We start from the raw sequence: 12,439 nt of genomic DNA, 5'->3' as shown, positions 1-12,439 counted from the left end.
ATGTAAATTCTGTTGTAAAGGCCGATGAGAGAATTGTATCCGTTCCTATGGTTATGGTAAATGTAGCAGGATTTGGCTCTGTAAATGAGAATTTTACTGCTATTGTTCCATTTTGCTTTGTATAGGTCATTGTTGCAAGGCTATCGTTTATGTTTGCATCGGTTATTGTTGCAATTGGTGGTGTATTGTCAATGACAACCCAGCCAATTACTGTATGTGTTCCTTCCAAGCCTACTTTGTCGGTTAGGGTTCCCCAAAGGGTGTAGGTTCCATCGGGAAGGTTGCTGTAAGATAGGTCTATTGTTCCTGTTCCTGTTCCGGTTGGCGTATATGTTCCCTGGGAGCAGGAAATGTTTGTAATTGTTCTTGAAGCAAGGATTGTATCCGTTCCAATGCTTACTGTAAAGGTTTGTGGGTTTCCTTCGGTAAAGGAGAAGGCAACATTTATTGTGGTTGTGCTTGTGGTATAGGTTGTTGTTCCAAAGGTATCCAATGTGTTTGCATCGGTTATTTCAACGATTGGCTTTGTGTTGTCAACAATCACTGAGCCAGTTCCTGTGGCGGTTCCGGTTGGGTCGGAGAGGTCTTGGATGACCACCCAGATCGTGTAGGTGCCGTCAGGTGCATTGGTATAGGTTAGGGTTGCGTAGTTGTTTTCGCTATAGGTTGGAAAGCCAATCATAGAGAATGTGGTTGAAGTAATGGGTTGTTCTGTGTTTGTTCCAATATAGATGGTTGCTGTTTGGGGATTAAGCTCTGTGTAGGAATAATTTATGCAGACAGTGCCATTGGTAAGGGTGTAGACAGGGTTTGCAGTGGTTGGGCTATTGATTTCAACCTTTGGCTCGGTTGTATCAACGATTACCCAGCCGATTGCTGTGCTTGTTCCTTTATTTCCTGCCTTGTCGGTTAAGGTTCCCCAGAGGGTGTATGTGCCATCGGGAAGGGTATTATATGTAATGGTTGCTATACCTGTCCCTTCTGTTCCTGTAATAAATGTAAATTCTGTTGTAAAGGCCGATGAGAGAATTGTATCCGTTCCTATGGTTATGGTAAATGTAGCAGGATTTGGCTCTGTAAATGAGAATTTTACTGCTATTGTTCCATTTTGCTTTGTATAGGTAAGTGTTGCAAAGCCATCATTGATATTGGCATCGGTTATGGTTGCTTGGGGTGGGGTGCTGTCATAGATAACGGTAATGGTTGCACCGGGGAGGCTACAATTAGCAATATGGGTTGCTTGGTCATAGGCATAGGCCTGGAGGGTATAGGTTCCATCAGAGGCTGGTGCATTGGGCCAGGTGGCATTCCAATCTGTGCCAGATGTTTGTGTTCCATCGGTGTAAGCGTAGATGTTGTTTACCCCCCCTCCATTATCCTCCCTCCACACAACCCGATCGCCAAAGATGGCGGGGTTGTATTGGTTTTGAGTGCTTTGGGATGCAAAGCGTCCTATGCCGGTAGTAAGGTCGTAAGCGTAGATCTTGTTTGCCTCCCTCCACACAACCCGATCGCCAAAGATGGCAGGTTCTAATTGGCTTTGAGTGCTTTGTGATGCAAAGCGTCCTATGCCAGTAGTAAGGTCGTAAAGGTAGATGTTGTATGGACCCATTCCTGTTGTATCCTCCATCCACACAACCCGGTCGCCAAAGATGGCTGGTTCGTATTGGCTTTGAGTGCTTTGGGATGCAAAGCGTCCTATGCCAGTAGTAAGGTCGTAAAGGTAGATGGCATCATTCTCCATCCACACAACCCGATCGCCAAAGATGGCAGGTTCGTATTGGCTTTGAGTGCTTTGGGATGCAAAGCGTCCTATGCCAGTAGTAAGGTCGTAAGCGTAGATCTTGTTTGCCTCCCTCCACACAACCCGATCGCCAAAGATGGCAGGTTCGTATTGGCTTTGAGTGCTTTGGGATGCAAAGCGTCCTATGCCAGTAGTAAGGTCAAAGAGGTAGATGTTGTTCACCCCTCCATTATTCTCCCTCCAGACAACCCGGTCGCCAAAGATGGCGGGTCCGGATTGGCTTTGAGTGCTTTGGGATGCAAAGCGTCCTATGCCGGTAGTAAGGTCGTAAAGGTAGATGTTGTTTTGGCCTGTTGCTGGATTATTCTCATACCAGACAACCCGATCGCCAAAGATGGCGGGTTCCCCTTGGTCTTGAGTGCTTACAGAACCCCATTTTCCTGTGCCTAATATGGATTCTAAACCTGGGTTTAACACCCTAAAGGTAATTGAGCCTAATGAAACATCATTTGCGGTTCCAATTATATTTAATGGAAATGAGGCGCTGCTAAAGAAGCTACCGGCTAAGGGTGAGGTAATTTGTGTGCTTGGCTTGGTTGAGTCTTTGATATAGGTTATTGTATCGGTTGCCTGGTTTCCGGCTAAGTCTTCGGCTACGGCATCTATCTTATAGGTTATTCCATCAATGGATGAGGGGATATTATAGCGATTGAACCATAAGGGAAGTAAGGCAGTGGTAGAGGTTGCATTAAAGACATCATTTACATAGACGCTTATAGTGGCGATGCCTGTATTATCGGTAGCGGTTCCTTTTAGGTATAGCTGGCCGGTTAAAGTTCCCGTGATTGTTCCCCAGAGATAGTCTGCGATTGGCTCAAAGATTGCAATGTTTGGCGGCGTGTTGTCAATGTAGATGCTCTCTGGGTCAGAGGTTGATGTTGCATTGCCTGCCAGGTCTGTTAGGGTTCCATAAATGGTGTATGTTCCAGAATTTGCATTTGTCCAATAGACTGTAGTTTGTCCTGTTTGGTTTGTTCCTCCTGTTAGGGCTGTTATTGTTGTTGATGTTGCGCTTGTTGCTCCTGCGGCTATAACAAGCTCTAATGTATTTGGATAGGTTTCTGTGTAGGTGTAGTAGATTGTTATAGAGTCTGTTCCCTTCCTGTAGATAATTGCATCAGAGCCAGAATAGACCTCTAAGGTTGGGGTGGTGGTGTCAATGATTAAGGAATCTGTTTGGCTGGCTATTCCTTTATTGTCTGCTAGGTCAGTAAGGGTTCCGTAGATGGTATAGGTTCCTTCAAGGGCATTTGTCCAGCTTAAGGTTACAGAGCCAGGGAGATCTGTTCCACCCGTAGTTAGGGTTATGGCTGTTTGTGTGGCTTCGGTTGTTCCTGAGGCAATTACTAAAGTTAATGTTTGAGGATACAGTTCAGTATAGGTGTAATAAATAGTAAGGCTATCGCTTCCTTGTTTGTAGGCAATGTTTGTTGTAGTTGGGGTGGCGATACCAAGGATGGGATCTATGTTGTCAATGATTAGAGAATCATTTGATGTGCAGGTTCCGAATTGGCCTGTTCCATCTTCCATTACTACTTTGATTGTATAAGTGCCATCGTTAAGGTTTTTAAATTCAAGGGTTGCAGAGCCATTAAGGTTATTTCCAGATGGAAGGAAAGTTTGAGGCTGTGTTGTTGTTGTAGAAAAGATTGTTCCGACAATGCTTACTGTTGTGGTTCTTGGGGTTAGCTCTGTATAGGTAAATTGGACAATTAAAGTATTTGTCCCTGTTTTATAAGCCTTGTTGCCTGTTGTTGGATAAAGATTGAATATATCAGGAGGCTTATTATCAACCGTTATTGGATATGGAATTGTTGTTGTTGCAATGTTTCCTGCTTTATCGGCAATTGTGCCAAAGAGGGTACGCACTCCATCATCAAACCCTGTGGTATCCCAAATATAGGTTCCTGTTCCCTGAACACCCGAGGATAAGCTAAATGCATTTGTCCCGACAAGGGCAAGGGTATCAGTACCCCAATAGAGATAGCCTATCCCCTCAATCCCGGTCTGGTCATCCCTTACGGTGAAGGTTGGGTTAATTATACCCCTTACTACCGCTCCTGAAGCAGGGGAGGTTATCGTGGCAATAGAGGGAGGGTCGTTGTCTACCCAGAGAAGGTCTGATTTTGTTCCAACAGAAGAATGGTTTACCTTATCTACCAAGAGGATTGAGACTGTGTATGTTCCATTGGGAAGATTTGTAAATGTAACAGGCGTTGATGTGGCATTATCGCCACCGGGTATGCCAGAAAATGTTGTTGTGCCATAAGAGCCTGCTTGAGGATCTGGTCCAATCAGGGTTATTGTTCCATAATCTGGATTTGTTTCATTATATGTCCAGGAAATTATTGTAGTGTTTGTTCCCTTTGTATAATAGATTGTTGATGTTCCTACAGAAACATCGGGAGGGATGTTGTCAAAAACAACAGATTCTTGGCTGATGCAAGATGTGCCATTTTCAGCAAGGTCATATAATTCTACGCTAACTGTGCCAAATCCATCAGAAGCTCCATTAAATACAAGGGTTGCTGAGGCCTGTTGGTCTGTTCCGCCTAAAAGTGTTGCTGGGCTTGTTGTTATGGTTGAATAAGCAATTGAGCCATCTTGGAAGAAAAGGGTTATGGTTGCATTTGAAGGATATGTTTCGTTATAGGTAAATTCTACAATCAAGGTGCCCGTTCCTTCGCGATATGCCTTATTGCTTGTGGTTGGATAGATGTTTGTTAAAATTGGTTGGGTTGAATCAATGATTAAGACATTATCTAATGTATCTGTGCCAATACGGCCCTGCATATCAGAAAGGGTGCCATAGACAGAGTATGTGCCATCAGGGGCGGTATTGTTTAAGGTAAGGGTGTAAGTAGCTATTGTCTGATTTCCGGCTGGAAGGACAATGGTTGTTTCGGTTGCCACATCTGTGCCTGAGGCTATCTTTAAGATTAAGCTTTGTGGATTTGCCTCAGTATAAGAAAAAACAACATCAATATTATCACCTTTTCTGCGATAGGTTAGATAGGTCGGCGATTGAAGCTCAATGGCTGGGCCTGTGTTGTCTATGATTACGGCATTATTTTCTGTATCTGAGCCAAGGTTATTTGCTAAATCCTTAACATAAACGGTAACATTATATGTTCCTTCAGGGGCTGAGCCTGATATATTTAAGGTTACCGTGGCGTAGATGTTAGACCCTGCACCAAAGCCACAGATGGTATTTGTGCTTGCAATGGGTGCACCGGTAATTGTGGCTACGGTAATGCTATAGGTTGAGGGATTTAGTTCATCGTAGGTAAAAACAATGGTAATTGTTCCGCCCGAGGTTTTATAGGAAGGGGCTATTTCAGTGGGAGAGAGAATATTTACAATGGGTGGTATCCAATCGGCTAATATTACACAATCATTGGAAAGGAGGGATTTTTCTTCTAAATCGGCTAAAGCAGGGTCAACAATGACTACGGCATAGGAATAATAATAGCCAGAAACAATGGTTGTATCATTATATAATAAAATGGTTGTGCTTCCGATATAGTATTGTGAAGTTAATGAACCAGAGGTTAATGTGCCTAATCCTGTGGTCATTGTGTTTCTAAAGACATCGTAGTATGTTCCTGCCCCAAATGTAGTGGTTGCTGCGCTCCAATTCAGAGTAACTGTGCCAGAGGTTCCACTTCCAGTAACGCTTACAAGACCAAGGGTAAGGATTGGGCTAATCGCACGGGTATTATTTTGCCCGGCTCCCTGGGAGATAAGAGATATATTTCCCAGCACATTTGTCCCTGTGCCAATGGGATTATAACTGCCTGTATATACTATCCAAACACCTGCGGTATCTACGGTTAAAACAGCATAGGCGTATTGAGTTGCTGAACCTGGCTCGCTATCTTGCTTTACCCAATGGTAATAAGTCCAAAGGGGATTTCTGATTGAGGCTGTAGCGCCGCTTGTGCCATCAACACAAGAAAAAAGAACCCCGGAGGTATATGGATTAGAAGCCTTAAGGACAGCAATCAGGTTGTCATCAATAAGATCACTAGCGACTAAGTTGGTTGAAGCTGCCTTTCTATATATCTTAAAATACATCTGGCCGCCGTTTGCATTTTGGTTAGGAGCCACAATCAAGGTATCTTGAGGGGTAGTCCAAGAAAGGTCAATCTGGGTTTTTTGAGAATTAGGGGTGGCTGAAAGATCAGTGATTGCACTTGGAGGGCTGGCATCAGCAAATCCATCGGGTGTATTATCTGAATCAACCCCGCTTTGCACAACCTTATACCAATAGTGCTGACCATCAGCTGTGTTACTATCTGTCCAGGGAGAAGAAACATTATTAGCCACAGCCGAGCCCCAAGCTGCTCCTTCTGATGTTTTTTTATAAACATTGCCTGTCTGCCCATTATACCAAATAAGCTTCATTACTTTATCTGGCCTTATCTCTAGGGTAACTGTTCCCCAGCCATATGCCTTTTCCCCTATTCCCAAAAAGACCCCTAGCCCTACTAAAAATAACCATTTTAGGTTTTTCTTCATCTTTTCCTCCTTAAATTTTTTAAATTTTTCCATTTATTTTTCCTCCTTTTTTAATGTATCAATTATCAATTTTGCTGATTTAAAGCCTTCTTTTATCATACCTACCGCTACGCCGCCTCGGTAATAACCGAAGATATGTAAGTTTTGATACACCGTGGTCAATGCAGCCATTAGCTTACCATTATGGGGAATCTTTCTCATCGCTCTTGTGTATTCGGTAATTGAGGTTGGAATCTTATCATCTGACATTCCAGAAGATAAAAGATAGCCATTGATAGCCTCAAGGGCGGATAAATAAGCCATTGCACAGCCCTCTTTGACATACTTTTTGTCCTTGTAGATGTTATACTCAATAGGGGATTTAACCAATGTTGCTTTTGCATTGGCAAAATATCGGTTTGCCTCAGAAAATGCCTCTTTTGGATCTTTTGTTTTTTTAGCCATTTCTTGCTCCTTTTAACTTTATAAGACGCAATTTTAGAACCCTTGGGTCAACAATTACCTCATCGTGCTCAAAGTCAAGCTTTAATCTCCACTTTTGTAATGTAGCGGCTCCAATAATAACATTCTCGGAAAGGTTTGGGATAAGCATAAATTCATCGGATAAGCGAAAGCCGTTAAGGTGAAAATCAAGCCTTACTGCCTCTTTTACTGTAACCTTCTCCCCCTCCTTTGCTGTTCCAAGCTCCAAAGGCTCGGGAAGGGGAAGAATAATCTCAATCTTTTCTGCCAATTCTGGCTGGATGCAAGAATATGTTGCACCCGAATCAAAAAGGGCTTCTTTTTCTATCTTTCCCTTTGAACCCTCAAGTCTTACATTTTTAATAATAACAGCCATTTAAATCAACTTAATTTTTTGGTTTTTAGCCATTTATTTCTCCTTTGGATAAGGTGTCAATTATCAATTTTGCCTTTGTAAAACCCTCTTTAATCATATTTACACCCACGCCGCCCCTGTAATAGCCAAAGATATGAAGGTTTTGATATACAACTGTCAATGCATCCATTAGTTTACCATTATGGGGAATTTTTCGCAAGTATTTTGTGTATTCCTCAATAGATGCTGGAAGTTTATCTGATGAAGTTCCGATTGATAGAAGATACCCATCAATTGCGGCAAGGGCAGATAAATAAGCCATTCCTGATGCCTCTCTTGTGTATTTTTCATCCTTGTAGATATCATTTTCAATGGGAGATTTCAAAAGGCTTTCTTTTGCATTAGTAAAATACCTCTTTGCATTAGAAAAAGCGATTTGAGCATCCTTTGGTTTTGAAAGCCATTTTTTAGCCATTGGTTTCTCCTTTTAACTTTATAAGACGCAATTTTAGAACCCTTGGATCAACAATTACCTCATCGTGCTCAAAGTCAAGCTTGAGACGCCACGCCTGAAGGGTTTTTGCTCCGATGATAACAGGCTCTGAAAGATTTGGAATAAGCATAAATTCATCGGATAAGCGAAAGCCGTTAAGGTGAAAATCAAGCCTTACTGCCTCTTTGGCGGTAACCTTTCTTTTTCTTTCGGCGGTTCCAAGCTCCAAAGGCTCGGGAAGGGGCTCTAAATTTCCTAAACAAAAAGCCAATTCGGGCTGGATGCAAGAATAGGTTGCCCCCGAGTCAAAAAGGGCTTCTTTTTCTATTTTTCCTTTTGAACCCTCAAGCCTTACATTTTTAATAATAACAGCCATTTAAATCAACTTAATTTTTTGGTTTTTTAGCCATTGCTTGCTCCTTTGGATAGGGTATCAATTATCAATTTTGCTTTCTGGAAGCCCTCTTTTATCATATTTACACCTACGCCACCCCTGTAATAACCAAAAATATGGAGGTTTTCATAGACTGTAGCCATTGCAGAGATTAGTTTACCATTATGGGGGATTTTATGTAAAGCTTTTTCGTATTCCTCAATCCTTGTTGGAAGCTTATCCTTTGGTGTATCAATAGACAAAAGGTAGCCATCAATTGCGGATAAAGCAGCTAGATAAGCCATTGCAGAGGCTTCTTTAACATACTTTCTGTCCTTGTATCTGTCATATTCTATTTCTGTTTTTAAAAGGGTCTCTTTTGCATTGGCAAAGTATCTATTTGCCTCATTAAAAGCTTCTTTTGGGGTCTTTGGGAAACTTATCTTTCTTTTAGCCATTGCTTGCTCCTTTTAGTTTTATAAGACGCAATTTTAGAACCCTTGGGTCAACAATTACCTCATCGTGCTCAAAGTCAAGCTTTAGTCTCCACTTTTGTAATGTAGCGGCTCCGATAATAACATTCTCGGAAAGGTTTGGGATAAGCATAAATTCATCGGATAAGCGAAAGCCGTTAAGGTGAAAATCAAGGCTTATCCTCTCTTTTGCGGTAACATTTTCTCCCTCCTTTGCTGTTCCAAGCTCCAATGGTTCGGGAAGGGGCTCTAAATTTCCTAAACAAGAAGCCAATTCTGGCTGGATGCAAGAATATGTTGCACCCGAATCAAAAAGGGCTTCTTTTTCTATCTTTCCCTTTGAACCCTCAAGTCTTACATTTTTAATAATAACAGCCATTTAAATCAACTTAATTTTCTTGTTATTTTATATTTTATATTATCTATTGTCAATGTGTCAATAATAAATTTTGCCTTTTGGAAGCCTTCTTTAATCATACCTACGCTTATTCCACCCTGGTAATAGCCAAAGATTAGGTATCTCTTTGCTTCATTAAATGTCTCTTGCGACTCCTTTGGAAAATGTATTTTTCTTTTAGCCATATATTTTAATTATAATACATTTCAAAATTTTTGCAAGGATTTTTTTATTTACCCATTCTTTACCTTATATTATATATCGGCATTTTTATCAAAAAACTTTATTTTTAAAAAATTTTACCATATTTTTGAGTTTTGAGTTTTTTAAACTTCCCTTCTTCCCTCAAGGGATCTTGCCATTGTTACAGGGTCTGCAAATTCTAGGTCTCCTCCAACAGGCATACCATAGCCTATCCTTGTTACAGAAATATTTAAAGGCTTAAGAAGGCTTGAAATATACATTGCTGTAGCATCACCCTCCATATTTGGGTTTGTTGCTACTATCACCTCTTTTACTTGATTGTTAGAAACCCTATCTACAAGCTCCTTTATCTTTAGCTTTTCAGGACCTATATCCTCAAGATGGGATATTGCGCCACCCAAGACATGATAAAGACCAAAATACTTGCCACAATCCTCAATAATTGCAATGTCCCTTGGCTGTTCAACAACACATATTATCCTTTTATCCCTTTTTTCATCCTGACAGAATTGGCAAATTTCTCCTTCACTTATGTTAAAACAAATTTTGCAAAACCTTATCCTTTCCTTTACTGCTATTATAGCACTTGTTAATTTTAAAACATCCTCTTTCGACATCTTAAGAATATGAAAGGTAAGCCGAGAGGCTGTTTTAGGCCCTACTGTAGGGAGTTTAACCAAAGCATTTATCAAATCATTTATTACTTTTTCTTTCATTTTATGTGTTTATTAGACTCCATAGACCCTTTAGATCCCATAGACTTTTCTTTCATTTTACAACACCTATTGGCTTTATAATTTGCTCTTTCTTTCCATCATCGTATTCTACTCTGAATTGATAGATATAGATTCCAGAACCAACATACCTATCGCCTACATCATTCAAGCCATTCCATTTTGCTGAGGATTTTTCTGCTTGATAATGGCTTCCATCCATAAGCTCTCTTACAAGGTCTCCTGCTAAGTCAAAGATTCTAAGATAGACCCTTCCTGGCTTTGGCAGGCTAAAGACAAAGGTTGTGTCCTGGCCAAGCTTGAATGGATTTCTTTCAAGATAGACATCAAGCTCTGATGATATGGCTGGATTAAGCTCCATACCCAATGCAAAGAGGGAAAAATGATTTACCCATACGGTTATGGTATTGTTTATTGGGTCAACCACGCCACCTATCTTTATCCAGATTCTTCCTATTTCATCGTAGAAGAATACACTAAGCCTTGCCTCATCAATCTCTCCTGAATCTTTTATCCCATTTAGGTTTTTGTCCCAATTTGAGTCGTCATATGCCAATACAAGCTTAACTGGACTATGAAAGACATATCCTCCTCCATCTATGGTTGCTTCATAAAAAATTAGTAGATTTGAAAGGCTATGGTATGTTTTAAGGAATAAAATGCCTTGCTCCTGTGGAAATCCCTCTTCCCTTTCTGTTATAATATTGAATGAAATTCTCTTTTCCTCAAGTGTTGCATCTTGTGGAATTTCAATTGTGCTTCCATTAGGATTTATGATTATTCCTCCATCTTTGCCTAAAACATTAGTAACCTTGGGAATCTTATAAACAATTGTAAATGTCTTTGAACCAACATTTCCGACATTATCCTCAAGGTAGATAATGATAGTATTTGTTCCCTCCTTAAGGGAAATTATCTTTCTAAATTCACCATCAATTGTAGCAATTGGCTCTATTATTCCACCTTCAAGCTCAATATAAATCTTCTTTATTGTATTACTTGCACTTCCTTTGAAAAGGGTATTTTCAAAATATATTTCAATGTAGTTCTTCAAATTTGGAATTGTTGTTATTGTCCCCTCCTTTGAGATGTCTGGCGGTGTATTATCAACGAATAATGGGAAATTTGTATCTTCTGCCAGAATGGTATTGTTCTGGTCATATGCCTTTGCCCTTAAGGTATATGTTCCATCTGGAAATAGGGTTGTATTCCATGTTGCCTTCCAGCCATCTCCTGTAGTTGTATCTGTTGCAAGGGGAAGCCATGTTAAGGAATCTGTAGATACAGAGAAAAGCATCCTGGATGTAAGGGCTGGTGCGATTGCCTCTATTCCTACAATTTTATTCAAGAGGCTATAATCGGGAGGGGTAAGGATGATAAGCCTATCAGAGCCATTCTTTATATTTACTATAGCCAATGGAGAATAGCCAATATTTCCTAATGTGTCAATTGCCTTTATCTGGAGGCTATGGGCGCCATCAGCATATTTTGTGGTATTAAATGTAAGTGTTCCATAGGGAGATAAGAATTGCTGAGGAATTATTTCAATTCCATCAATGAGTAATGTAGGTATGCCCAATATTGATGTTGTTGTATCAGAAGCAGCAAAAAATATTGTGGCTGTTCCAAATAATGTCTTACTACCGGGAGCATAGCCATTTATGCTTATAATTTGGGCGTAGGGTGGAATGTTATCAATCAATACGCTTGCGGTTGTTGTTCCTTTGTTTCCTACCTCATCCTCTATGGTTGCTGTAAATGTATATGTTCCTGCATTCCAGCTTAAAATATCAAGTGTAAAACCAAATGGTAAATTGTTATCAAAGGCAATGGCTTGTGTTCCGCATTCAAATAAGCAAGATTTAATGTCTGGCGAGCCTATAATGTTTCCTGTTATTGTCCGAGAGCTAGGGTTTGGAGTAATGCTTAATGTTCCAGTTGGTGCAATATTATCAACCTCAACATCTATTGAATTAGTTCCTAATGCTTGATTTGATATGTTATATGCTGTTGCCCTGATGGTATATGTTGCCTCGTCCTTTGGTGTATCCCAATATTGAGACCAGCCTTGTTCTTGGCTTGTATCCGTTCCAATGGCTCTCCATGTTATACTTCCTTCTCTTTTTTCCTCAAATACCACATATTCTGTAATATCTGGGCAGATGGCAGAAACCTTTACTATTCCTTTGATATGTTCGTTGTTTCTTGGCTCAATTATGGTTATTGCTTGTTGTGTTGTTGTAAATGTGTGGGTTAGCGTGCTTATATTTCCTGCTAAATCTTTGGAAAATATAGAGATTGTATGGCTTCCCTGGGAAAGGCTTGCTAAAGAAATGGTAAATGTTTCGGTTGCATTTCCAAAATTGCCGTCATCTGGAGTTGCAAGATGCCAGATTTCATCATCCAATTTGTATTTAATTTCAAAAATTCCGCTTATCGTGTCTGTTGCTGTTCCCTTGATATAAACAATTGTGCCTGTGCTTACTATAGTTATTGTTCCTGTTGGGCTTGTTTGGTCTAGGATTATTGTGTCTGTGTAGGTTGATGTGTTTGAAGCATAGTCCCTTATCTGGTAGATAACAGGCTTTGTTCCATCACCTGATGTAAGGTATATTGTCCTTGT

Annotated in this window: 10 protein-coding genes; all 10 read right to left on the bottom strand. The window is 40.4% G+C overall.

What is annotated here, in order from left to right:
• Positions 1-6,358: hypothetical protein (locus tag AB1630_00540; GenBank protein MEW6102300.1), on the bottom strand; the 6,358-nt coding region annotated here is incomplete at its 3' end.
• Entirely contained in the window at positions 6,359-6,769 is a 411-nt protein-coding gene (locus AB1630_00535; GenBank protein ID MEW6102299.1) for a DUF5618 family protein, read from the bottom strand.
• The gene (locus AB1630_00530) at positions 6,762-7,163 is read right to left on the bottom strand and encodes a retropepsin-like aspartic protease (protein MEW6102298.1); all 402 of its coding nucleotides are present in this window, start codon (positions 7,161-7,163) and stop codon (positions 6,762-6,764) included. Before AB1630_00530 ends, AB1630_00535 begins: the two co-directional genes overlap by 8 nt.
• A 25-nt stretch (positions 7,164-7,188) precedes the next feature.
• Positions 7,189-7,617: a DUF5618 family protein gene (locus AB1630_00525; protein MEW6102297.1), complete on the bottom strand. Its 429-nt coding sequence runs from the start codon at positions 7,615-7,617 to the stop codon at positions 7,189-7,191.
• On the bottom strand, positions 7,610-8,011 hold the full coding sequence (locus AB1630_00520) for a retropepsin-like aspartic protease (protein ID MEW6102296.1): 402 nt from the start codon (positions 8,009-8,011) through the stop codon (positions 7,610-7,612). Before AB1630_00520 ends, AB1630_00525 begins: the two co-directional genes overlap by 8 nt.
• Before the next feature lie 26 nt (positions 8,012-8,037).
• Entirely contained in the window at positions 8,038-8,466 is a 429-nt protein-coding gene (locus AB1630_00515; GenBank protein MEW6102295.1) for a DUF5618 family protein, read from the bottom strand.
• Positions 8,459-8,860 (bottom strand): retropepsin-like aspartic protease, encoded by a 402-nt coding sequence (locus tag AB1630_00510; GenBank protein MEW6102294.1) that lies wholly within the window; start codon positions 8,858-8,860, stop codon positions 8,459-8,461. Before AB1630_00510 ends, AB1630_00515 begins: the two co-directional genes overlap by 8 nt.
• A 5-nt stretch (positions 8,861-8,865) precedes the next feature.
• The gene (locus AB1630_00505; protein ID MEW6102293.1) at positions 8,866-9,063 is read right to left on the bottom strand and encodes a hypothetical protein; all 198 of its coding nucleotides are present in this window, start codon (positions 9,061-9,063) and stop codon (positions 8,866-8,868) included.
• Positions 9,064-9,204: 141 nt separating this feature from the next.
• Entirely contained in the window at positions 9,205-9,798 is a 594-nt protein-coding gene (gene recR, locus AB1630_00500; GenBank protein ID MEW6102292.1) for a recombination mediator RecR, read from the bottom strand.
• Positions 9,799-9,850: 52 nt separating this feature from the next.
• Positions 9,851-12,439, bottom strand: a 2,589-nt coding sequence (locus AB1630_00495) for a hypothetical protein (protein ID MEW6102291.1), incomplete at its 5' end; no start/stop codon positions are given.

It is taken from the genome of bacterium (assembly GCA_040753555.1).
In the GTDB taxonomy this organism is placed as follows: Bacteria; UBA9089; UBA9088; order UBA9088; family UBA9088; genus JBFLYE01.
Note: the sequence above shows the minus strand (reverse complement) of the source record. Positions and strands in the feature narration are given on the sequence as shown.

Excerpts from the sequence above, each read along its gene's own strand:
- recR (MEW6102292.1), bottom strand. The coding sequence starts at position 9,798 with ATGAAAGAAAAAGTAATAAATGATTTGATAAATGCTTTGGTTAAACTC.
- AB1630_00525 (MEW6102297.1), bottom strand. The coding sequence starts at position 7,617 with ATGGCTAAAAAATGGCTTTCAAAACCAAAGGATGCTCAAATCGCTTTT.
- AB1630_00520 (MEW6102296.1), bottom strand. The coding sequence starts at position 8,011 with ATGGCTGTTATTATTAAAAATGTAAGGCTTGAGGGTTCAAAAGGAAAA.
- AB1630_00530 (MEW6102298.1), bottom strand. The coding sequence starts at position 7,163 with ATGGCTGTTATTATTAAAAATGTAAGACTTGAGGGTTCAAAGGGAAAG.
- AB1630_00535 (MEW6102299.1), bottom strand. The coding sequence starts at position 6,769 with ATGGCTAAAAAAACAAAAGATCCAAAAGAGGCATTTTCTGAGGCAAAC.
- AB1630_00505 (MEW6102293.1), bottom strand. The coding sequence starts at position 9,063 with ATGGCTAAAAGAAAAATACATTTTCCAAAGGAGTCGCAAGAGACATTT.
- AB1630_00510 (MEW6102294.1), bottom strand. The coding sequence starts at position 8,860 with ATGGCTGTTATTATTAAAAATGTAAGACTTGAGGGTTCAAAGGGAAAG.
- AB1630_00515 (MEW6102295.1), bottom strand. The coding sequence starts at position 8,466 with ATGGCTAAAAGAAAGATAAGTTTCCCAAAGACCCCAAAAGAAGCTTTT.